This window comes from Actinomadura syzygii, from assembly GCF_008085905.1.
In the GTDB taxonomy this organism is placed as follows: domain Bacteria; phylum Actinomycetota; class Actinomycetes; order Streptosporangiales; family Streptosporangiaceae; genus Spirillospora; species Spirillospora syzygii.
In genome coordinates this window covers 510,197-531,740 of record NZ_VSFF01000009.1, presented here as the reverse complement: position 1 = coordinate 531,740, position 21,544 = coordinate 510,197, and the positions used below count along the sequence as shown (strand labels likewise).

At 70.9% G+C, this 21,544-nt stretch carries 22 protein-coding genes; 12 read left to right on the top strand and 10 right to left on the bottom strand.

Annotation, left to right across the window (positions count from 1 at the left end):
* Nucleotides 1–9: 9 nt before the first annotated feature.
* A complete protein-coding gene (locus tag FXF65_RS25295) occupies nucleotides 10–840 on the bottom strand; it encodes a TIGR02452 family protein (RefSeq protein WP_148352485.1) in 831 nt (276 codons plus the stop codon).
* Nucleotides 841–962: 122 nt separating this feature from the next.
* Between FXF65_RS25295 and FXF65_RS25290 the strand changes: the two genes are divergently transcribed.
* Nucleotides 963–2,375, top strand: coding sequence for a 3' terminal RNA ribose 2'-O-methyltransferase Hen1 (locus FXF65_RS25290; protein ID WP_148352484.1), 1,413 nt, complete (start codon nucleotides 963–965; stop codon nucleotides 2,373–2,375).
* Nucleotides 2,372–4,918: a polynucleotide kinase-phosphatase gene (locus FXF65_RS25285; RefSeq protein WP_148352483.1), complete on the top strand. Its 2,547-nt coding sequence runs from the start codon at nucleotides 2,372–2,374 to the stop codon at nucleotides 4,916–4,918. Before FXF65_RS25290 ends, FXF65_RS25285 begins: the two co-directional genes overlap by 4 nt.
* A gap of 99 nt (nucleotides 4,919–5,017) precedes the next feature.
* Here the strand turns inward: FXF65_RS25285 and FXF65_RS25280 are convergent, their stop codons facing one another.
* From FXF65_RS25280 to FXF65_RS25265, 4 genes are all read right to left on the bottom strand, one after another.
* Entirely contained in the window at nucleotides 5,018–5,278 is a 261-nt protein-coding gene (locus FXF65_RS25280; RefSeq protein WP_148352482.1) for a TFIIB-type zinc ribbon-containing protein, read from the bottom strand.
* 67 nt (nucleotides 5,279–5,345) lie between these two features.
* Nucleotides 5,346–6,245 carry a phosphotransferase family protein gene (locus tag FXF65_RS25275; RefSeq protein ID WP_246199075.1) on the bottom strand — a complete coding sequence of 300 codons (900 nt, stop codon included), beginning with the start codon at nucleotides 6,243–6,245 and terminating at the stop codon, nucleotides 5,346–5,348.
* Between the two features lie 46 nt (nucleotides 6,246–6,291).
* Entirely contained in the window at nucleotides 6,292–7,998 is a 1,707-nt protein-coding gene (locus tag FXF65_RS25270) for an AMP-binding protein (protein ID WP_148352481.1), read from the bottom strand.
* Between the two features lie 76 nt (nucleotides 7,999–8,074).
* Nucleotides 8,075–8,668 carry an NADPH-dependent FMN reductase gene (locus FXF65_RS25265; RefSeq protein ID WP_148352480.1) on the bottom strand — a complete coding sequence of 198 codons (594 nt, stop codon included), beginning with the start codon at nucleotides 8,666–8,668 and terminating at the stop codon, nucleotides 8,075–8,077.
* 128 nt (nucleotides 8,669–8,796) lie between these two features.
* On the opposite strand from FXF65_RS25265, the gene FXF65_RS25260 reads away from it, so the two are divergent.
* The 3 genes from FXF65_RS25260 (at nucleotide 8,797) to FXF65_RS25245 (ending at nucleotide 11,140) form a co-directional block, all read left to right on the top strand.
* Nucleotides 8,797–9,645: a helix-turn-helix domain-containing protein gene (locus tag FXF65_RS25260; RefSeq protein ID WP_148352479.1), complete on the top strand. Its 849-nt coding sequence runs from the start codon at nucleotides 8,797–8,799 to the stop codon at nucleotides 9,643–9,645.
* Nucleotides 9,646–9,942: 297 nt separating this feature from the next.
* Nucleotides 9,943–10,791 (top strand): hypothetical protein, encoded by an 849-nt coding sequence (locus FXF65_RS25250; RefSeq protein ID WP_148352478.1) that lies wholly within the window; start codon nucleotides 9,943–9,945, stop codon nucleotides 10,789–10,791.
* Between the two features lie 157 nt (nucleotides 10,792–10,948).
* The gene (locus tag FXF65_RS25245; RefSeq protein WP_246178984.1) at nucleotides 10,949–11,140 is read left to right on the top strand and encodes a sigma factor-like helix-turn-helix DNA-binding protein; all 192 of its coding nucleotides are present in this window, start codon (nucleotides 10,949–10,951) and stop codon (nucleotides 11,138–11,140) included.
* A 3-nt stretch (nucleotides 11,141–11,143) separates the two neighbouring features.
* On the opposite strand, the gene FXF65_RS25240 is transcribed toward FXF65_RS25245, so the two are convergent.
* A complete protein-coding gene (locus FXF65_RS25240; RefSeq protein WP_222868730.1) occupies nucleotides 11,144–12,328 on the bottom strand; it encodes an MFS transporter in 1,185 nt (394 codons plus the stop codon).
* A 128-nt stretch (nucleotides 12,329–12,456) separates the two neighbouring features.
* Here FXF65_RS25240 and FXF65_RS25235 point away from each other — a divergent pair, with 128 nt between their 5' ends.
* Nucleotides 12,457–12,810 carry an ArsR/SmtB family transcription factor gene (locus tag FXF65_RS25235; protein WP_148352476.1) on the top strand — a complete coding sequence of 118 codons (354 nt, stop codon included), beginning with the start codon at nucleotides 12,457–12,459 and terminating at the stop codon, nucleotides 12,808–12,810.
* Here FXF65_RS25235 and FXF65_RS25230 read toward each other — a convergent pair.
* Nucleotides 12,805–13,764, bottom strand: a complete 960-nt coding sequence (locus FXF65_RS25230) for a LysR family transcriptional regulator (protein WP_222868729.1) — start codon at nucleotides 13,762–13,764, stop codon at nucleotides 12,805–12,807. The two genes, FXF65_RS25235 and FXF65_RS25230, sit on opposite strands and share 6 nt — an antisense overlap.
* 57 nt (nucleotides 13,765–13,821) lie before the next feature.
* Between FXF65_RS25230 and FXF65_RS25225 the strand changes: the two genes are divergently transcribed.
* From FXF65_RS25225 to FXF65_RS25200, 6 genes are all read left to right on the top strand, one after another.
* Entirely contained in the window at nucleotides 13,822–14,268 is a 447-nt protein-coding gene (locus FXF65_RS25225; RefSeq protein WP_222868728.1) for an ester cyclase, read from the top strand.
* Nucleotides 14,269–14,670: 402 nt separating this feature from the next.
* Complete coding sequence (locus FXF65_RS25220) at nucleotides 14,671–15,606, top strand: NBR1-Ig-like domain-containing protein (RefSeq protein WP_187412489.1); 936 nt, start codon at nucleotides 14,671–14,673, stop codon at nucleotides 15,604–15,606.
* Nucleotides 15,607–15,790: 184 nt separating this feature from the next.
* Complete coding sequence (locus FXF65_RS25215; RefSeq protein WP_148352473.1) at nucleotides 15,791–16,153, top strand: hypothetical protein; 363 nt, start codon at nucleotides 15,791–15,793, stop codon at nucleotides 16,151–16,153.
* Between the two features lie 328 nt (nucleotides 16,154–16,481).
* Nucleotides 16,482–17,333, top strand: coding sequence for a peptidoglycan-binding domain-containing protein (locus tag FXF65_RS25210; RefSeq protein ID WP_148352472.1), 852 nt, complete (start codon nucleotides 16,482–16,484; stop codon nucleotides 17,331–17,333).
* A 52-nt stretch (nucleotides 17,334–17,385) separates the two neighbouring features.
* Nucleotides 17,386–18,273: a peptidase inhibitor family I36 protein gene (locus tag FXF65_RS25205; protein WP_148352471.1), complete on the top strand. Its 888-nt coding sequence runs from the start codon at nucleotides 17,386–17,388 to the stop codon at nucleotides 18,271–18,273.
* A 36-nt stretch (nucleotides 18,274–18,309) separates the two neighbouring features.
* Nucleotides 18,310–19,257, top strand: coding sequence for a peptidase inhibitor family I36 protein (locus FXF65_RS25200; protein WP_222868727.1), 948 nt, complete (start codon nucleotides 18,310–18,312; stop codon nucleotides 19,255–19,257).
* 125 nt (nucleotides 19,258–19,382) lie between these two features.
* On the opposite strand, the gene FXF65_RS25195 is transcribed toward FXF65_RS25200, so the two are convergent.
* The 3 genes from FXF65_RS25195 to FXF65_RS25185 are packed head-to-tail and all read right to left on the bottom strand — an operon-like array spanning nucleotide 19,383 to nucleotide 21,540.
* On the bottom strand, nucleotides 19,383–20,018 hold the full coding sequence (locus tag FXF65_RS25195; RefSeq protein ID WP_222868726.1) for a response regulator transcription factor: 636 nt from the start codon (nucleotides 20,016–20,018) through the stop codon (nucleotides 19,383–19,385).
* Nucleotides 19,988–21,070 carry a sensor histidine kinase gene (locus FXF65_RS25190; RefSeq protein WP_246199074.1) on the bottom strand — a complete coding sequence of 361 codons (1,083 nt, stop codon included), beginning with the start codon at nucleotides 21,068–21,070 and terminating at the stop codon, nucleotides 19,988–19,990. Before FXF65_RS25190 ends, FXF65_RS25195 begins: the two co-directional genes overlap by 31 nt.
* Nucleotides 21,071–21,117: 47 nt before the next feature.
* Nucleotides 21,118–21,540, bottom strand: a complete 423-nt coding sequence (locus FXF65_RS25185) for a hypothetical protein (protein WP_148352468.1) — start codon at nucleotides 21,538–21,540, stop codon at nucleotides 21,118–21,120.
* Between the last annotated feature and the right edge of the window lie 4 nt (nucleotides 21,541–21,544).

Here is a 21,544-nt window from a genome sequence, read left to right as displayed (position 1 = left end):
CGAAGCGCGTTAAGCGAAGACGTCGCGGAACGCGGCGTGCCTTGGAGAGCCCTGAGCGGTGTCCCAGACGGCGAATACGACGCGGTCGAAACGGCCGCCGAATTCCCCGGCCGGACGGAGCAGATCGGCGAAGACCTCGGCGACCTCCACGGGATCGTTGCCGAATACACCACAGCCCCAGGCGCCGAGCACAAGCCGCCGATGGTCATTGGCCACTGCCACGGCGAGGACTTTGCGTGCCCGCTGGTGGAGTACCTCGCGGATGAGCGCAGCTTTGGCCTCGTCCCTTATGGCGCCGCGATTGGGGGCTGGGGACGTGAGGAACGCGACCTCGTAGGGCTGCTCCAAGAGGCTGCCCGCGTCGTCCCTGAAGACCGGCACGCTGGGCGAATAGATCATGTGGTCGCTGTAGAGGAGATCTCCTTGGGCGCGGTGAAAGTCGTAGTATTCCCTGGCCGAACGCAGTGACGCATACAGGCCCGAAGACCGGGCGAGCCCTTCCTCCTGCGCGTGCGCGCCTTTCAGGAATCCGCCGCCCGGGTTCTTCGCGGAGGCGAAGTTGAGCGCGAACGGGACCGCCCCTTGCGCGCGCAATCGATGCGCTGCGGCGAGGGTGGTTTCGCCGGTGACTTCGATGCGCGTCTCAGTGCCGGGTTCGGCGGCGGGGAGTCGTCGCAGTAGGTCGTCGAGTTCGTCAGGACGGTACAGGACGGTTCCCCGCACGGTCTCGGCCAGAGCGTCCGCGATCGGCACGGTTCGCCCGGACGGGCCCGCGTAGCCGCCGCGTTCGATGATGGACACGGTCTCCTGCGCGATCTGCCGCCGGGGATGTCTGCTCATAACGCTCCGGATTCTGGCGGCACCGGGAAGCGCACCGCAAATCCTTTTCGCGGGGACCTGAACGGCGGGGCCGTTCTGAAAATCGATGTGGCGGTGCGATGCCGTCCGTCACACTTGTCGTCGTGCTTCTGACGATCACCACCACAATGGACCCGGCGACCGACCTGGGTTATCTCCTCTACAAGCATCCCGATCGCGTCCAGCGGTTCGAGCAGTCGTTCGGCACGGCGCACGTCTTCTACCCGGACGCGGAGCCACGGCGCTGCACCGCCGCCCTCCTCCTGGACGTCGACCCGGTCAAGCTCGTGCGCACGCGTGGCAGAAGCACACCGGACTTCTCCCTCGGCCAGTACGTGAACGATCGTCCCTACGCGGCGTCGTCGCTGCTGGCGTCCGCCATGGCGGGCGTCTTCCGCACCGCCATGCGGGGACGGTGCGAACCGCGTCCCGATCTGGTGGAGACGCCGATCCCGCTGGAAATCGTCCTGCCGGCACTGCCGTGCAGGGGCGGGCCGGACCAGGCCGAGCGGTTCTTCGCGCCGCTCGGCTGGGACGTGTCCGCCGTGCCCGTCCCGCTCGATCCGGAGTTCGCCGCTTGGGGCGACTCCCGGTACGTGACGCTCACGCTCACCGGCACTCTGCGTCTTGCCGATGCGCTCAATCAGCTCTATGTCCTGCTGCCTGTCTTGGACGACGCCAAGCACTACTGGATGGCGCCCGACGAGGTGGACAAACTCATCCGCGCAGGGGAGGGCTGGCTCGCCACGCACCCCGACCGCGGGACCATCACCCGCCGTTATCTCGCCAACCGGCGCGGGCTCGTCCGTACCGCGCTGGGTCGCCTGGCCGACGCGGACGAGTCGTCCGAAGAGACGCTCGACCCCGCGCAGGTGGAAGAGGAGCCCACGTCCGAGGACGGCGAGGAGCAGCACGTCTCGCTGGCGGAACATCGTCTCCAGTCGGTCGTCCAGGCACTGCGCGAGGAGGACGCCCGCCGCGTCATCGACCTTGGCTGCGGCTCAGGGAAACTGCTCGCGCAACTGGCGAAAGACGATTTCTTCAGCGAGGTGTCCGGCACGGACGTCTCACACCGCGCGCTCACCCATGCGTGGCGACGTCTTCGCTGGGACGAGGGACGGCGTCCCGCGAACGACCGCGTCCGCGATGTCTTCCAGGGTGCGCTGACGTATGCCGACGAACGGTTCCGCGGTTATGAGGCGGCCGTTCTGATGGAGGTCATCGAGCACATCGACCCGCCGCGTCTCAGCGCGGTCGAACGGGTCGTGTTCGCGCATGCCAAACCCCGTGTGGTGGTGGTGACGACCCCTAACGCCGAGCACAACGTCCGGTATGAGGGCATGGCGCCGGGGTCGATGCGCCACCCCGACCACCGCTTCGAATGGACGCGGGACGAGTTCCGCGCATGGGCGGACAAGGTCGCCGACGCGCACGGCTACCGCGTCCGGCACGTGCCCGTAGGCGACGACGATCCCGACGTGGGCGCGCCCACGCAGATGGGGGTGTTCACCCGATGACCGAGCTCCGGATTCCCGACATGGGTCTGGTCGTGCTGGTCGGCGTGACCGGATCGGGCAAGTCGCACTTCGCGCGCAAGCACTTCAAGCCCACGCAGGTGGTCTCGTCCGACTTCTGCCGCGGGATCGTGTCGGACGACGAGAACGACCAGTCCGCGACCGGCGACGCGTTCGACCTCCTGCACTACATCGTCGGCGTGCGGCTGCGGCGCGGCCTGCTCACCGTCGTCGACGCCACCAACGTGCAGAGCCACGCGCGGCAGTCGCTGCTGCGGCTCGCCGCCGAGCACGACGTGCGGGCCGTCGCGATCGTGCTGGACGTCCCTGAGAGCGTCGCTGCCGAGCGGAACGCCGTCCGTCCCGACCGGGACCTGCCCCCGCACGTGATCCCGCGGCAGCGGCGCGAGCTGCGGCGCGGGATGCGGTCGCTGGCCCACGAGTTCCGCCGCTTCCACGTCCTCACCGGCGTCGAGGAGATCGACGCCGCGACGATCGCGTACGAGCGGGCGTGGAACGACCGCCGCGACCTGACCGGCCCGTTCGACGTCATCGGAGACGTGCACGGCTGCCGCGCCGAACTGGAAGACCTCCTCGCCGGCCTCGGCTACGAGATCGACCGCGACGCGGAGGGACGCGCCGTGGGCGCCAACCACCCCGGTGGCCGCACGGCCGTGTTCGTGGGCGACCTCGTCGACCGCGGGCCCGACACACCGGGCGTCCTGCGCCTGGTGATGGGCATGGTGGACGCGGGCAACGCGCTGTGCGTCTCGGGCAACCACGAGGCGAAACTCGTCCGCGCCCTGCGCGGGCGCAAGGTCCGCATCGCCCACGGTCTGGCCGAGTCGATGGAGCAGCTCTCCGCCGAACCGGACGAGTTCCGCGAAGAAGCGCTGCGCTTCATGGACGGCCTCATCAGCCACTACGTCCTGGACGACGGTCGCCTGGTCGTCGCCCACGCCGGGCTCAAGGAGGCGTACCACGGTCGTGCGTCCGGACGTGTCCGCTCCTTCGCGCTCTATGGCGACACCACAGGGGAGACCGACGAATACGGGCTGCCCGTCCGGTATCCGTGGGCGCGTGACTATCGCGGCAAGGCGACGGTCGTGTACGGGCACACGCCCGTCCCCGAAGCGGAATGGATCAACAACACCATCTGCCTGGACACCGGAGCCGTGTTCGGCGGAAAACTGACCGCGCTGCGCTATCCGGAGCGTGAGCTGACGTCCGTCCCGGCACAGCAGGTCTGGTACGAGCCGACACGGCCGCTCGACGCGCCGTCGTCCACCGGACACCGGGAGGACGAAGTCCTCAAAATCGAGGACGTGATGGGCGCGAGTGGAGTCGAGACCCGCCTGATGGGTCGCGTCTCCGTCCGAGAGGAGAACGCCCTCGCCGCGCTGGAAGTGATGAGCCGGTTCGCCGTCGACCCGCGCTGGCTCGTCTACCTACCGCCCACCATGGCCCCCGCCGATACATCGCCGCTGCCCGGATATCTGGAGCACCCCGCCGAAGCCCTCGCCGCGTACAGGGAAAGGGGGCTCGACCGTGTGGTGTGCGAAGAAAAGCACATGGGCTCCAGGGCCGTGGTCGTCGTCTGTAGGGACGAGTCCGTCGCCGCCACCCGCTTCGGTATCGCCGACGGGTCGACCGGAGCCGTCTACACCCGCACGGGACGTTCCTTCTTCCGCGACCCGTCCCGCACGACCGAAGTACTGGACCGAGTCCGCGGCGCGGTAGACGCCGCCGGGCTCTGGGACGAGCTGGACACGGGCTGGCTCGTCATCGACAGCGAACTGCTGCCCTGGTCGGCCAAGGCCATGGACCTCATCCGCACCCAGTACGCCGCGACCGGCGCGGCTGCCGGTGCCGCCCTGCCGATGGCGTCCGACGCCCTCGCCCGCGCGGCCGGACGCGGTCTCGACGTCGGTGCGCTCCGCGAGCACATCGACCGGCGGGCCGCGAACGCGTCCCTCTTCCGCGACGCCTACGCGCGCTACTGCTGGACGGTCGACGGCCTGTCCGGGCTACAGCTCGCGCCGTTCCAGATCCTCGCCGGGGAAGGTTGCTCGTGGGCCGTGGCACGCGACCACGAATGGCACATGGCCATGGCCGGACGCCTCGCGGACGCCGACACCGGCGGGCTGCTGAAACGGACGTCGTCGATGACCGTCGACCTGACCTCGCCGGAATCGGAGGCGGCTGTCACCGAATGGTGGGAGAAACTCACCTCGGCGGGAGGTGAGGGCATGGTCGTCAAGCCGCTCGGCCCGCTACCGGACGACAGGCGCGTCCAGCCGGGCGTGAAATGCCGGGGACCGGAATACCTGCGCATCATCTACGGCCCGGACTACCGCGAGCCGGACAACCTCGAACGGCTGCGCCGCAGGTCGCTCGGACGCAAGCGCTCGCTGGCGATGCGCGAGCACGCGCTCGGCGTGGAGGCGCTCGACCGGCTCACCGGAGGCGAGCCGCTGTGGCGCGTCCACCAGGCGGTGTTCGCCGTGCTCGCACTGGAGTCGGAGCCCGTCGACCCGCGCCTCTGAACCCGTTCATGGAACACACGGGCCCGCCCTCTGGGACGTTTTTCTCCAAGGGGGCGGGCCGCCGACGTGCATCGCCCCGGACGGAGCCGGGGAAGCGGATCAGGTCGAGAAGAGCATGTTGAAGACGCTCCCGTGGTGGGGGCGGCGGTGCCCGTGGTGGTGGTGATGCACCGCCGGGCTCGCTCCCCATCCCGGCGCGGCCGCGGGCGGCGGGGCGGCCCGGTACTGCGCTTCCATCTGGCTCAGGGCCTCAAGCTCGCCGTAGTCGAGGAAGATGCCCCGGCAGCTGTCACATTGCTCGATGTGGACGCCGCTGCGGGTGTAGGTCCGCATCACGCCACGACACTTAGGGCAGTGCATCGCTTTGTCGTCCTTCCGGTCTGGATCCCCAGGTAGAGGCTAAATGTATGGCAGGTTTCGCGCCACGTCATGCCGCGTCCCCCGCCGCCGATATTCTCCCGCAGGCGTCGACCATCGCCTGCTCCGCTCCGTCCAGCGGCCGATCTTCCCTCCCCGCCGTTTTGACGCACGTGGCGGCGATCTGGATCGCCAGAGTTCGGGCGGGTATGTCCAGGGTCGTCCAGGGGTCGGCGCCCGCGGGGACGGCGGGACCGCCCGCTTCCGTGTAAGCGCCCAGGAAACGGCCCCATTCGTCAGGGGAGAGGACACCCGCCGAGTAGAGCGCGGCGGGTCGCGCCAAGTCCCAGGCGGGGTCGCCCCTACCGAGGTCTTCGATGTCGATGAGGCGCCATTGCCCGTCCTGCGCGCAGACCATTTGCCCTAGGTGCCAGTCACCGTGAATGAGGCATGTGTTTTCTTTCGGCGGTTCCGCTGCCTCCCCGCGTATCCAGGTGGGCAATGTGGCGAAAGCCCGTCGCACTTCGTCCGCCGCCGGGCCGTGACCCAGTTCGGACACCAGGCGCGCCACCCTTGCGGGACGTCCCCAGGACGGTGCGTCTGCCGGGACCGTCGCGGAATGGAGCGCGGCCAAGAGGCGCGCACCATCCTCCCAAGGGAGTTCTTGGCGCGGGTCCACCGGAACGCCGAACGGGTAGACCGACACCATCCGGCCGTCCACATCGAGGGGCGGCCCCAGGGGGCCGACCAGAATTCCGGGCAGTGTGCCCGCCAGCCTGGCGCGCTCGACGAATCCGTGCCCGCGGTCGGCCTGATGCGCCTTGACGGCCACGTCACCGACGCGCACGACCAAGACGCCATGCCGGTCGTACAGCGTCTCCGGCTCCGCTTCCGCGCCGGTCGGCGACGCCGCGCGCCCGATCTCCACGAGGCGGGCGAACAGCCCTGGACGGACGGTCTCGGTGTGCACCAGCCCAGTCAACCACCCGCCGCCGTCAATGCGAGCCCCCTGCCGCCTACGCGGGCGAGTTCACGGCCTCGTCCCGCAACCGCTGCCGGACGACCTTCCCCAGAATGTTGCGGGGCAGTGCCGTCCGCGGAATGAATTCCGCCGGGACCTTGTAGTGCGACAGATAACGCTCGCAATGCCGCCGCAACTCGTACGCCGAAAAAGGGTAGGCGGGATGCTCCACGACGTGCGCGATGATGCGCTCCCCGCGCCGGGCGTCGGGCACGCCGACCACCGCGCAGTCGTGCACCGCCGGATGCCGGTGCAGCACTTTCTCGACCTCCGTCGGGAACACGCTGAAACCGCTCACCTTGATCATGTCGCGTAGCCGGTCGAGGATGGTGAAGAAGCCGTCCTCGTCCATTACGGCGATGTCGCCCGTACGGAGCCATCCCTTCGACAGGGTCTGCGCGGTGGCGAGCGGCGCGTTCCAATATCCGGCGAACACCTGCGGCCCGCGCACGACCAGCTCGCCGGGCTCGCCCGGCTGCAGGACCCTCGTCGGCTCGTCCTGGTCCACGATGACCGCATCGGTCATAGGGAGGGGCAACCCCACGGACAGGTTCCGTGCCCCGCCCCCAAGCGGGTTGCCCGTGACGGCTGGGGACGCCTCGGTGAGCCCGTAACAGTTGATGAGCCCTTTGGCTCCGACCTGGGTGAGCCGGTCGATCGTGCTCTGCGCCAGCCCCATCGCACCGGAGATGAGGATGCGCAGCGAACCCAGGTCGGACGGCGTGAACCGCGGATTGTCCATCACCTGCTCGTACAGCGTCGGTACGCCAGGGAAGATCGTCGGACGGTACCGGCGGATCGCGCTGAGCACCTGGTCGGCGTCGAAACGGGGGAGCAGGACCACCGCCCCGGCCGTCATCACCGGCGCGACCAGGCAGCTCATCAGCCCGAACGAGTGGAACAGCGGCAGCACCGCCAGCGTCACGTCCGTCCCCGGACGGCCCGCCGTGTCCCACGCGTGCTGCTGGCAGGCGTTCGCGACGAGGTTGCGGTGCGTCAGCATCGCGCCCTTCGGACGTCCCTCCGTCCCGCCCGTGTACTGGATGGCGGCGAGGTGCCGGGACGGCTCCACCTCGAGTTGCCGCACCGGCCGTCTCGGCGGCCGCTGCAGCTCACGGAAGGGGAGGACGTCCGGGTCGTGCGGCACGTCCGCCGTGATCTCCGCCCTCCGCCGCTGCGCCTGCACTAACGGGAGCCGCAGCGCGACCCGCTTGGCCAGCGGCAGGAAGTCGGTCAGCGACGTCACCACGATGTGTTCGAGCTGGAGCTTGGCGCGGACCGCGCGCACCGTCGCGTAGGAACGATCCAGCACGACGGCGACGCGGGCCCCGCAGTCGGCGAGCTGGTGGAGCATCTCCTCCTCGGTGTACAGCGGGTTGTGCTGCACCGCGACGGCCCCCCTGCGCAGGACGCCGTAGAACGCGATGACCTGCTGCGGGCAGTTCGGCAGGATCAGCGCCACCCGGTCGCCCGGCTGCACCCCGAGGCGGTGCAGGCCGTCGGCGAACCGGTCCACGGCGTCGCGCAGGTCCCGGTAGGAGATCTCGCGGCCGAAGAAGTGCAGCGCGGGACGGCGCGGATGCGTCTCGGCGGCGTCGTCGAGGAGCCGGGTCACGGGGACATCGGGAATGTCCACTTCCTGGGGGACGCCGGGCGGATACCGCCGCCGCCACGGGGAAGAGCGTTGTGACACGTGCCACATGGGACGCGATTCAATCACTCGCCGGGCAGCCGCGTCAGCGCTTCCCGATCTTCCCCCTGGTGGGACGCCCGGCGTTTCAGACGGCCGCGTAAGGAGCGGCGCGGCGCGCGTCCCTCAGCGCGGCGGCCCACCAGCGGAGCTGGTCCAGCAGCGCCTTCGCGGCGGCGTCGGGACCGTCCGCGTCGATCAGCTCGCCGTCGTCGCCGATCCGTTCCCAGTGCTGGTCGAAGCTGACCTGGTCGCGGACCGGAACGGAGTGCAGCTCCACGAACACCTGGCGCAGATGCTCGACCGCTCGCAGGCCGCCGCCCATCCCGCCGTAGGAGACGAACCCGACGGGCTTCGCGCTCCACTGCGACGTGTGCCAGTCCAGGAGATGCTTGAGCGCCGCCGGGTAGCTGTGGTTGTACTCCGGTGTCACGACGACGAAGCCGTCCGCCTCGTCCAGCCGCCGGGCGAGGTCCGCCAGCGCGGGAGGACGGTCGCCGATCGCGAGGAGCTCCTGCGGGTTCGCCGGAAGCGCGGCCGGGAGCGCGACGTCGGCGAGGTCGACCACGTCCACCTCGAACGCGCCGTGCCGCCGTGCGTGCTCCGCGATCCAGTTCGCGAAGTGGGGGCCGTACCGTCCGTCCCGGACGCTGCCTATGACGACCGCGAGTTTCAAAGCCATGCGTGGTGCTCCTTCGGGGTTGGTGTGGTCACCACGCTGTCCGTCCGGACATACACCAGGGAGACCGCGTTGAGACGGGCCCTGTCAGGGCCACGTTGCGGACACGCGACCCTTGGTACTTTCCGAAGGTGACCGACAACCAGCTAGGAGCGTTTCTGCGCGCGCGCCGCGAGGCCGTCTCGCCGTCCCAGGCGGGGCTGTCCGGCGGCGGGCGCCGCCGGACGCCGGGCCTGCGCCGGTCCGAGCTCGCCACGCTCGCGGGCGTCAGCGTCGAGTACCTGGCCCGGCTGGAGCAGGGGCGCGACCGGCACCCGTCGCCCGCCGTGCTCGGCGCGCTCGCCGACGCGCTCCAGATGTCGCCCGACGAGCGCCTCCACCTGCGCATCATGTCCAAGTCCGGGGACGGCGAGCTGTGCAAGCGGGCCCCGGCCGACTCCGTCCGGCCGACCGTGCGCGCGCTCCTCGCGAGCCTGGACCCGACCCCGGCGATCCTGGTCAACCGGCTCGCCGACGTCCTGGCCTGGACGGACGGCTACGACCGCCTGGTCCGCCCCCTCGGCCTCCTCGACGCCGATCCGCCGAACCTCGTCCGCTACGTCTTCACCGACCCGCGCGCGAGATCCGCCTACCCCGACTGGGACGAGGTCGCCGACGAGCGCGTCGCGTCCCTGCGCGCCGCGTTCCCGGAGAGCGACCCGCACCTGGCCGGGTTCGTCGACGAGATGGTCGTCACCGCGGGGGCGCCGTTCGCCGAGCGCGGCAGGACCCCGCCGCGCCTGCCGCGCCGCTTCGGCGTGGAACGGCTCGTCCACCCGGACGCGGGCGAGCTGCGCCTCGCCTACGAGACCCTCGACCTGCCGATCGGCGACGACCAGACCCTCATCGCCTACCTGCCCGCCGACGACGCCGCGTCCGAGGCCCTGGCGCGCCTGCGCCCGGTCGGCCTGCGGGCGGTCGCGGGCGACCGGCACGGCTGAGGCGGCACGGTAGGCGGCGCGGCTGAGGCGGCACGGTAGGCGGCGCGGCTGAGGTCGTGCGGCCCGGAACCGCCGGCGGAGGGTCAGATGCGGCCGGTGCCCCTGCACACGGGGCACTTGTCGCCGGTGGCGGTGCTCGTGCCGGTCCCGTTGCAGCCGGGGCAGGCGCGCGTCGCCGGCTTGTTGTGCTTGCCCACCGTCCAACCACCCCCGGCGCTCATCCTAAGCGCTGAACCCGTGGCCGGGACGTCTCCGTGCTTGAAGGAAGGGGCACTGAACCCATATGGAGGCACGGGCATGATCGACGCGGCCGGAACGGCCGCCGCCAGGGTCCGGGGGGCCGCGGACGGCGCGGCGCGGCGGCTCAGGCTGGCGGCGGACTTCTACGTCGGCGACCGGAGCCGCTACGGCCGCGCCGAACTCAGCTTCCTGCGCTGGGAGATCGCCCGCGGCGTGCTGAACCCGCCCGCGCACCGCCCGCCGGGCAGCCCCTGGTGGCGGGCCGTCAACGACCGCCTCCTGCGCGACAAGGCCGAGGCCGCCCTGCTCGCGGACGGGTACCGCGGCGAGCCGTCCTCGCGGGCCGTCCTGCTCTGGACGGAGTTCGTCCGCCGCCCGTCGCCCGCCGCCTGGTACCGGGCCCACAACGCCAGCGTCGTCACCGGATACCTGGAGAACGAGACCCTCGCCCTCCGGGAACTGCCCGCCGAGCGCTTCATGATGAACGTCGCGCTGGTCCGCGTCCTGTACGCGCACGCGCTGGTGGCGCGCCCCCGCCTCGCCCTGGGCGTGTTCGCGCCCCTCGGCGCCCCGCTCGGCGACCCGCGCGGCGGCTCGGTCGGCTTCTTCCTCGACCTGCGCCGCGCGTTCCCCGAGCGCTACCCCCTCCGCGGCCTGCGCGTCGAGGACCTGGTCGCGGCCGAGGGCCCGCTGCCCCGCGCCCTCGACTACGGCGTCATCGTGCCGCGCCTCGTCCACCTGTTCGAGTTCGCGTCCGGCTCCCTCGACATCCCCGGAATGGACGCCCTGACCAGCGGCGGCGTCCCCTGCTACGCCCGCCCGCCCAGCCGCGCCGACTGGCACGGCCGCGCCGCCCTACGCCTCTCGACCCGCCTCACGGCCTACGCCCTGAGAACCCGCGCCTGACCCCTTCGAATCCCACCCTCAACACTTCCTTAAAACGGGCATAAGTGCGGGGTGGGGATAGGGGGTGGGGTGCGAAGTTCTAGGCGTGGCAGTGCGAATGGGTAGGAGCGCCGGTTCGTCGGCCCCCGGAGTGGCGGGGGAGGGGACGCGACGTGCGGTGGTCGCCCGGGCCTTCCAGGCGTTGCCGTCCGCGCATCGCGAGATCCTCGCGGAGACCGTTTTCAGGGACCGGTCGGTCAACGAGGCCGCGGCCTCGCTGGGCGTTCCGGTGGACGTGGTGAAGCTTCGCGTCTACCAGGCGCTCCGGGCGTTGAGCACGGCGATGGACGCCCCGCACGCCGGTCGCTGAGTGTCATGCCTCCGTCTTCTCCGGGGCGGGGACGGTCGGGCGAGGCGCGGCGGGCGTGCGGCGGCGTGCGGTCGTCAGGTGGTAGAGCAGTGCCAGGATCGTGACGGCGGCGGCCGGGAGGCCCAGCGCGGTGGGCGCGATCGAGAACCATTCCTGGGCCAGTCCGCCCAAACCGCCGCCCAGGGCTATCCCGACGTAGATGGCCGAGGAGTTGAGGCCGAGCAGGATCGGCGCGGCGGCCGGATTGAGGGCGATGAGCCGGTGCTGCTGGGGCACGACGACGACGCCCAGCGCGGCGCCCCAGATCGCGGCCCAGACCAGGGTGGATGCGAGCGTCGCGGTGGCCGCCGAGGTGAGGGCGAGGGCGACGGCGGCGATGACGAGTGGGCCGGTCAGGACGCGGGCGGGGTCGTGCCGGTCGACCAGCCGTCCGGCGATGATGTTCCCGGCCAGGACGCCGAGTCCCCACGCCAGTAGGACGACGGTGAGCACTGAGCCGGAGTTGTCGGTGACGTCCCGCAGGGCCGGGCCTATGTAGGTATAGAGGGTGTAGGCGCCGAGGAAGGCCAGCGTGGTGACGGCCAGTAGCGCGAGGACCTGGCCCTGCTTGAGCGGACGAAGCCGGGCGCCCAAGGAGGCGGCGGGAAGCGTCACCCTGGGCAGGCCGATGGCGATTCCGAGGAGCGCGACGAGGCCCGTCCCGGCGACGGCCCACAGGGTGACGTGCCAGTCGGTGCGGCCGATCAGCGTGCCGAGGGGGAGGCCCAGCGCCGTCGCGAGCGTGAGGCCGCCCAGGACGAAGGCCAGTGCGCGGCCCCGCCGCTCCGGAGGCGCGATGGCTCCCGCGGTGCTGGCCGCCGCGGAGTTGATCATTCCGGCGCCGACCGCGGTGACGACGCGGGCGGCCAGCACGGTCGCGTAGCCGGTGCCGAGGGCGGTGGCGGCGTTGCCGACCACGAAGACGCCCAGCGCGATCAGCAGCGCGGACCGCCTGTCCAGGCTGCTGGTGAGCGCGCCCATGACGGGTGCGGACACGGCCATCACCAGGGCGAACACCGTCACGAGCTGCCCGGCGGCGGGGGTGGAGACCCGCAGGTCGGACGCGATGTCGGGGAGCAGGCCCGCGATGACGTAGCTGTCGGTCCCGACGGCGAAGGTCGCGAGGGCCAGGGGGAGCAGTCGTTTCACCACCGTGTGGTGCCGCCTTTCCAGAGGGGCCTTGGAAGTACCGAGAGGAACCCTAGGCAATACATGGATAGTTGTCCATATATCCATGAGTTGATAGCGTGCGGGCATGCGGAGGGGAGGGGGCGGCGATGCGTGAGGTGTCACAGCCCGCGACCGAGGCCGTCCGGCTGGTGGACGTGCTGCGCGCGCTGGCCGATCCGGTGCGGCTCGACCTCGTCCTGCGGCTGGACGAGATGGGCGAGGAGTCCTGCAACGCGCTCGGCGCCGAACTCGACGTCCATCAGACGACGCTGTCGCACCATTACCGAGTGCTGCGCGAGGCGGGCGTGACATGGACGACCGTCCAGGGCCGAACCCGCCTGGTACGCCTACGCCGCGAGGACCTCGACGCCCGCTTCCCCGGCCTGCTCGAAGCCGTCCTGACCGCGCACCGCCGAACCCGCGCCACCGCCGACCGGCCAGGTCAGGCCGGGACGCTATAGAGGTGGCTCATCGCCGATCGGTGCGTCGCGGCGGAGATCGGCGGCCTGGTCTTGCAGGGCCGTCACCATCGCCTGTGCTTGGGCGGACGGACGCGGTCGGGTCACGGCGACGGTCGCGCGTCCCGTCCAGCGGCTGTCGGTGACGGTCACGGCCCGCATGCCCCTCGGTAGGGCGGGTGCAGCCTGTTCGGGGACGACCGTGATCCCCAGTCCGGCGGCGACCAGCCCGAGGCGGGTCGACCAGCTCCGCGCGGTGTGGACGATGTGCGGGGCGGTCAGCGTGGGCCAGGCCCCGAACTGCGGTTCGTCCGCCGGGCCGTCTCCAGCGACCCAGTTCTCCTGGGCCAGGTCCGCCACGGTGACGGCGTTGCCCGCGAACCGGTGCGCGTCCGGGACGACCACGAGCAGGTTGCCCTGGAGCACGGTCGTCTGTCTGAGTTCGCTCAGGTCGTAGTCGGGCAGGCCGTGGCCGACCCCGATGACCGCCAGGTCCAGTCGCCCGGCCCGGAGCCGCCGCAGCAGGACGGGTGTCGACGCCTCTTCCAGGACGACGGCGAGACCCGGATGGCCCGACGTCACCCGCGCCATCGCGCGCGGGACCAGCGCCATGGCGGCGGACGGATACGCGCCGATCGCCAGCCGGCCCGCGAGCCGGTCGCGCAGCCCGGCCAACTCCAGTTCGGCCGCCGCCAGGTCGGCGAGGATCTCGGTCGCGCGCCGGACGAGCACCCGGCCCGCCGGGGTGAGGGCCGCGCCGCGCCGTCCCCGGTCGAAGATCGGCGCCCCGGCCGCCGTCTCCATGGCGGCGACCTGACGCGAGACGGCTGACTGGGTGTAGCCGAGCCTCTCGGCGGCCCCGGTGAACGACCCGGTGGCGGCGACCTGCTGGACGACACGGAGACCGGTGAGGGTGAACTCCGCCATGGCCTCGAAACTACCATGCGCTTTGCTCATGGAAACGATGCCAAAGCATCGTTGGACTGCATGGCTATAGGTGGGCAGGCTGGAGTCATGACACAGCGATTCACTCGGGACGAACTCGTGGCGCGCCTGGTCCGCGCCGGTGAGCTGGAGGTGTCGGGCGAGGACCTCGACGCCGTCGCGACGTACTTCGACACCGACAAGTTCCGCTTCCACGGCCCGGACGGCTTCGAGTCCGACTTCGACGGCCTCAACGACTACTTCGCGGCGGTGCGCGCCGCGTTCGACGACCGGACGATCCGGCGCGGCATCGTGGTGGCCGAAGGCGACCACATCGCCTGCCAGACGTGGATCGAGGGCACGTTCGTCCGCGAGTTCACCCACTCGCCGGCCGGTCCGCTGCCGCCGAACGGCCAGCGTGTCGTGTTCGACCTGATCAACATCTTCCGGTTCGACGACCAGGGCCGCCTCGTCGAGGAATGGGTGCGCACCGACAACCGCGCGTTCCTCCGCCAGTTGGGCGCCGAGGGACGCTAGCCGCACGGACCGGATCAGAGCAGGTCACCGTGCTGCGCGGGGACCCCTCCCAGACCGGTGCGGCAGGCGAGAGCCGCCTGGCGGACGCGCGAAGCGCGAGTTAGTTGAAAAATTGTTCATTGCGCCCGCCCCTTTGATCCATCAGGGCTCCATGTGAATCGGCTATCGAACACGGCGAGTGATCAGTGATCACGTTTCATGCGACCGAGGATCTCGATCACCTCTTCCGGTACGCGGAAAGGCGGCGCTGATCTCCACGGGACGTCTCGGCGGCACCGAGGCGGTCATCTCGGCCGAAAGGGAAATGGCACGTCAAACTGTTCGAGCCGCGCGACTACGGCACTCATCTCTCGGCTAGATTGTCCATGCTTGCCGCTGGCGACCGGGTTGGTGAGGTGGACCATGGGTGACTCTGGTGTGCTGTCCTCCGCCGGAGGTCGGGAAGGCCGTGACCGTTTCGCGGAGCGGCTCCGCCGGTTACGAGCCGAGGCCGGAAACCCCTCGTTCCGGGTCATGGCGAGCAAGTCGCGGTCGGTCAGCCACGCGACCCTCCACGAGGCGGCCCGGGGCACGAGGTTCCCGAGCTGGACGACGACGCAGGCGTTCGTCGAAGCGTGCGGGGGCGACGTCGAGGAGTGGCGGGAGTACTGGTGCGCCGTGCTCGACGCGGACGGCTCCGCCGAGCGCGTCGACCCCGCCGACCAGGTCGAACCCGCCCCGCTCGCCCTGGTGCCCGCGGGAGAGGCGGACGAGGTCTCGGCGGGGGACGCGGACGACCGGGCGGCGGTCACCGCACTGGTACCCGGGTCCCCGCCCGGGCGGACGCGGCGGCGCCGCGTCCTCGCGATCGTCCTGGGCGGCGCGGCGGTGGGCGGCGCGGTGGCGGGCGCGTCCATGATCCGCGATTCCGGCGGACGGCCGGGACGGCCCCAGGAGGCCACCGTCAAGTCCGGGCAGGCGACGGTGGCGAGCGCCCCGGTGATCGCCGGCGACAGGAGCGTGTTCATCGGCGACGTGACCATTCCCGATGGCACGGTGGTGAAGACGGGGCAGCAATTCATTAAGACCTGGGAACTCGCCAACGCGGGCACGGTCCCGTGGCACGGGCGTTTCCTGGCGCGCGCGACGCTGCCCGCCGACAACGGCACGTGTTCCACTCCGGGAAAGGTTCCCATTCGGGATACCAAACCGGGTGCGCATGTCCGGGTCAGCGTTCACGTCACCGCCCCGGCCTCTCCGGGATCGTGCTGGGTCGGCTGGAAGATGGTCGACGGAGAGGGAAGGCAGCTCCTGCCCGGCGCGCGTCCCGTCTACTTCGTGGTGAACGTCGCGAGGTAGCCGCCAGGTCGGCGGGCCCTCCGTGTAAGAGCATGTCAGAACCTGTCACGAGGGGTACCTGACACGTCGACGCCCTCGGCAAGGTGGTCACTGCCCGCACCGCGGCGGGCTGCGACACAAGGGGGCTTCGACGAAGATGAGATTCGCCAAGGGGACATTGGCCGCGCTTCTCGCGGTACCGGCGATGGCAGCGGTTCCGACCGTCGCGTACGCCGAGTCCGCACCCGGCTGCAGCAGCACCGTCCAGATCGGCTCGACCGCCCATATCAATTCGGGCGGGCAGACGTTCGCGTCGGTGAAGCAGTTCAAGGGGTGCGGAAAGAACTGGGCATATCTCTACGTCTGGGCCGGCTACCGCAATTCGCACCGCACCTGGGACGCCTGCGTGGCGGTCGGCGACAATTCCGACCGGAGCCTTGAGGGCACCCAGTGCCGGACGAAGAAGGCGGAGATCTGGTCGCTCGGGAGCAACACGCTGGCGCACTGCACGCAGGCGATCGGCTGGATCCCGGACGGGCCCAGCGCCAAGACCAGCGAACGCTGCTGACAGGCGTCGTCCGCGAACACCGGGCCTGCACGTGACCGGCCCGGCCCCTCATCGGCCGCACGGTCAACGGTCTGAACGACCGCGTCCGAGCTGACCGAACAAGTCCCGCAAAGGGACTGCCTTCACGCGGCGACGCACGCAGGACTCCTGGATCGTCCCGCCGTAGTGGCCCGTTCACCGGAACTCACCCGTCAGGGGCGCGCATGCCCCTGCCGGGAGTCCGGCGAGCAGTCCGACGGCGCCGACCTCCCCCTCCGGCCTGTGCGCGATCCGTGACGGCCTGTTTCGCCGTGGCCATCCGCCCCGGCGCTCGCGATTAGGAGAACCGATGAAACTGCTTCCATACGCCGGAGCCCTCGCGGCGGCGGCCCTGCTCGCCGCCCTGCCCGGGGTGCCCCAGGCGTCGGCGGCGCAGTCGGCCGCCGGCGCCCGGGCCCTGCCGGGCGTGAACATGGAGGCCCTGGTCAAGGCCGCGCAGATCGACCCGCGGCGGGCGGACGACACGCTGACCCCGGGCGCCAAGGCCAGCGTGCTCCTCGTCGAGCAGGCCCTGCTGGACCGGAAGCTGCTCGACAAGAAGTGGGTGGACGGCTACTTCGGCACCACCACGGTCACCGCCTACGCGAAGTACCAGAAGTCGCTCGGATACACCGGCCTGGACGCCAACGGCATGCCGGGCAAGACCTCCCTCGCCAAGCTCGGCGCTGGCCGGTTCACGGTCGCCCACGTCATCACCCCCGGGTCGAAGGTGTCCGCGGGCGGCGGGTTCGTCGTCAACACCCGCACGCGGAGCATGCTCGCCGAGGCGGGACGCCTGCTCGGCCGCACCCTCGTCCTGGACCAGGGCTCGTACAACCCCGGCGGCGACCCCACGTCCGCGGGCACCCACGACGGCGGGGGCGTCGTCGACGTCTCGGTGAAGGTGATGAGCTCCGCCACCCGCGTGTCGGTCGCCCGCGCGCTGCGCCGCGTCGGCTTCGCGGCCTGGGTGCGCAGCCCCCAGCAGGGCGACTGGCCGTGGCACATCCACGCCGCCGCGATCAGCGACACCGATCTCTCCGGCCAGGCGCAGCACCAGATCGGCGACTACTACCTCGGCCAGAACGGGCTCGCCGACCGCGGCCCGGACGACGGGCCGAAGGTCGCCATCCGCACCTGGGAGGAGTACCAGCGCGGCTGACCGGCCGCCTGTCCAGACCCCGCTGAAGAAGGAAAGAGAAAAGGAGAACGGAATGGCAACGCTCAACAAGGCCCTCGCCGTGGCGGCCGCCGCCGTGGCGATCGGCGGGACGACGCTCGCGACCGCATCGACCGCTTCGGCGGCGACCCGCAACGGAACCTGCGAGAGCGGCGAGTTCTGCTACTACTTCAACAGCAACAACGCGGGCTCGGTCTCGGACTTCACCGGTTCGGTCGCCGACTACGGCACCGAGCAGCCCTCCTGCTACGACTTCAAGGGCGCGGGCAACGGCAAGGGGAAGTGCGTCAAGAATGCCGCCGCCTCGGTCTGGAACCGGAGCAGCAAGACCGTCCGGGTGTACTACAACAGCAACTACAGCGGCACGTACCAGGACTTCAAGGCGGGCGCGAAGGGCAACCTGAACTCCAGCCTGAAGAACCAGAACGCCTCGCACCAGTTCTCGCCCGCGTCGCGCACGAACCTGTCGTACGGGCTGTACAAGGCCAGCGGCGGCCGCATCACCTGCGGCTTCGACGGCTACACCAGCACCCCCGGCCGGCACGAGGGCATCGACATCGCCCGCGGCATCGGCTCGGACGTCCGCGCCCTGGTCAGCGGCAAGATCATCTACATCGCGCGGGGCAGCACGGGCAGCTCGGGCCTGTCCACCATCTCCATCTACAACGCCTCGGCGAACAAGACGGTGATCTACCTGCACTCCGCGCCGCGGTCGTCGCTGGCGGTGGGCCAGACGATCAGCCGCGGCCAGATCATCGCGGACGAGTCGTGGCACGGGGTGTCCTCCAGCTCCGGCGCGCACACCCACGTCGAGATGCGCCTCGGAAAGCAGACGCACGCGGCCAAGAGCGTCAACGACCCGCACCTGGACAACCCGAACCCGACCTCCTTCTGGCAGTCGCAGGGCTACAACGTCAAATAACGCGGTCCGTACCGCGACGGGGAGAAAAGGACGACCGTGTCAACACGAACCGCACGGCTGATCTCGCGACTCAGCGCGATGACCGCCGCGATGGCGCTCGGGGCGGCGGCGCTGGCCGCCGTCGCGTCGCCCGCCTCGGCGGCGACCCGCAACGGAACCTGCGAAAGCGGCGAGTTCTGCTACTACTTCAACAGCAACAACCAGGGCTCGCTTTCGGACTTCACCGGTTCGATCGCGGACTACGGTGACGCGCAGCCCTCCTGCTACGACTTCAAGAGCGCGGGGAACGGCAAGGGGAAGTGCGTCAAGAATTCCGCCGCCTCGGTCTGGAATCGCAGTAGCAAGACCGTCCGGGTGTACTACAACAGCAACTACGGGGGTACATACCAAGACTTCAAGGCGGGTGCGAAGGGCAATCTGAATTCGAGCCTGAAGAACCAGAACGCCTCGCACAAGTTCCTGCCCGCCGGGCCGACCGGGTGCAAGACCGACGGCACGCAGACCAAGCTGCCCACGACGATCCTCGTCTACCGGGTCTCCCTCGGGCGCGTGGAGCGGGTGGCGTTCAAGACCTACGTCAAGAACGTCCTGCCCAACGAATGGGTGTCGAGCTGGCCGAAGGAGTCGCTCCGGTCCGGGGCGATGGCCGTGAAGAACTTCGGCTGGTACTGGGCGCTGCACTCGACGAACAAGACGTCATGGGGCGAGTGCTTCGACGTCTACGACACCACGTCGAGCCAGGTCTACAAGCCGGGCTCCGCGAAGGCGTCGACGAGCGCCGCGGTGGACGCGACGTGGAGCACCCGCATGACCCGCGGCGGGAAGATCCTCCAGGCCCACTACTGCTCCACGACGACGGCGTGCGGCGGATGGGTCGACGGTGACTGGCTGTCGCAGTACGGCTCCCGCGACAAGGCCAACGCGGGCTGGAGCTACTCCAGGATCCTGAAGTACTACTACAGCGGGATCGCTCTCGGGTCCTGACCCGGGGAGTCCTGACCCGGAAGCCGTGCGGCCCAGCGCCGCACCGCGACCGGTGGGAAGAAGGGGTGTCTAGGGTCGGCGTGGTCACAGTGCCCGCCGCTCTAGGCACCCTTCTCATGTGCCGCTTACAGCCAGCCGCTCTCTTCGGCCACCCGCAGCGCCTCCATCCGGTTGCGGGTGCCGGTCTTGGTGGTGGCCCCGGACAGGTAGTTCCGCACGGTGCCCTCGGCGAGGTACAGCCGGGCCGCGATCTCGGCGACGGTGGCGCCGGAGCGGGCCGCGATGAGGACGTCGCGCTCGCGGGCGGTGAGCGGCGACTCGCCCGCCGCCAGCGTGGCCGCCGCCAGCGCCGGGTCGACCACCCGCTCGCCCGCCCTCACCCGCCGGATGGCGTCGGCGAGCGCGTCGGCCGGGGCGTCCTTCACGACGAACCCGACGGCGCCCGCCTCCATGGCCCGGCGCAGGTAGCCGGTGCGGCCGAAGGTGGTGAGGATGACCACGCGGCAGCCGGGCACCTGCGCGGCGAGCACGGCCGCCGCGGCGAGACCGTCCAGGCCGGGCATGTCGATGTCCAGCAGCGCGACGTCCGGACGGTGCTCCAGCGCCGCCGCGGCGACCTCGTCGCCGCGTCCGACCGAGGCCACCACCTCGAAGTCCGGTTCGAGGCCGAGCAGCGCGCCCAGGGCCTGCCGGATCATCTCCTGGTCGTCGGCGAGCAGCAGCCGGATCGTCACGCCGGCGCCTCCACCCGCAGCGACCATCCGCGCGGCCGCGTCGGACCGGCGGTCAGCACGCCGCCCGCCGCGGCGACCCTGGCGCGCAGGCCGTCCAGCCCCGAGCCCGCGCCCGCCGGGCCGCCGACCCCGTCGTCGCGCACCTCCACGCAGGACGCGGTCAGCTCGACCGTGCACCGTTCCGCCCGCGCGTGCCGCACGACGTTCGTCAGCCCTTCCCGCACGACCCAGCCGAACAGTTCCTGCCGCTCAGGCGGCACCCCGTCGTAGGCGGTGGGCAGGTCGGCGGCGACGCCCGCCGCCCGCAGCAGCTCCCGGCCGCGGGCGAGCTCGCCCGCGAGCGTGACGTCCCGGTATCCGGACACGGCGGCCCGCACGTCGGCCAGCGCCTGCCGGGACAGCCGCTCCACCGACTCCATCTCCGCCAGCGCGGCGGCGGGCGCGCCGGCGGCCAGCCGCCTGGCGAGGGTGGTCTTCACGGTGATGGCGGTGAGCGAGTGCCCGAGCAGGTCGTGCAGATCGCGCGCGATCCGGTTGCGCTCGGCCTCCGAGGCCAGCCTGGCCACCTCCGCCCTGGCCTCGCGCAACTGCTGGTTCGCCGTCGCGGTGCGGCTGAAGGTGTGCACGAGCAGCGCGGTGAACACGACGGCCACCGCGAAGTACCAGCCCGGCCCGGTGCTCCAGCCGGGCACGAGCATCGGCACCCCGACGCACGCCGCCGCGCCGAGGACCACCAGGGCGGGCGCCGCCCGGCCGTCCACCCGCGCCACCGCCGCCGGGACGATCATCGCGGTGAGGATCAGCGCGTTCTCGTGCGCCAGCGGCGCGACCAGCACGGCCAGCGCCGTCATCCCCGCCAGCAGCCACCAGTAGGTCCGCCACCTCGATCGCATCGAGGCCGTCACGATGGCCAGGTAGCAGGCGGAGACGGCCACCAGCAGCAGGTATCCGGCGACGAGGCCCGCGCCGCTCGCGTGCTGGGCGACGCCCGCCGCCGTCAGGAACGGGTAGCAGAGCATGCCCAGCGAGAGCAGCAGCCGGCGGCGCTCGTCCGGGCCGCGCGAATCCTGAGACTCCACGTCGGTGACCGTACCTCCACGGGGGCGGACGTGTCCCGAGCCCATGATCATCGGGCCGCGAAGGCGGCGCGCACGGTCCGCGCCAGGGTCAGCAGGACGACGATGATCAGCAGCGTCCCGCACACCCCGTTCTCGACCTTGAACCAGACCGGGAAGGAGCCGGGGATCGACTCGATCACCGCGATCGCCGCCACCTGGGCCAGCGCGATGATCCGCACCCTGCGGTAGGCGCTCCGCGAGCCCCTCGCCATCGACACCCCGAGCGCGAAGGTGATCAGCGAGGCGGCGGCGAGGATCGAGCCGCGGACCCACACCGCGCCGGTGACGAGGTCGGAGTCGCCGCTGAACACCACGATCGCCAGCAGGGTCAGCACGCTCACCGCCGCGTAGCCGCCGAGCAGCACCTTGGCGATGTGCAGTTTCTCGCGGGCGTCGGGATCGGTCACCGTCGTGCTCGTTTGCTTCGTCATGCCG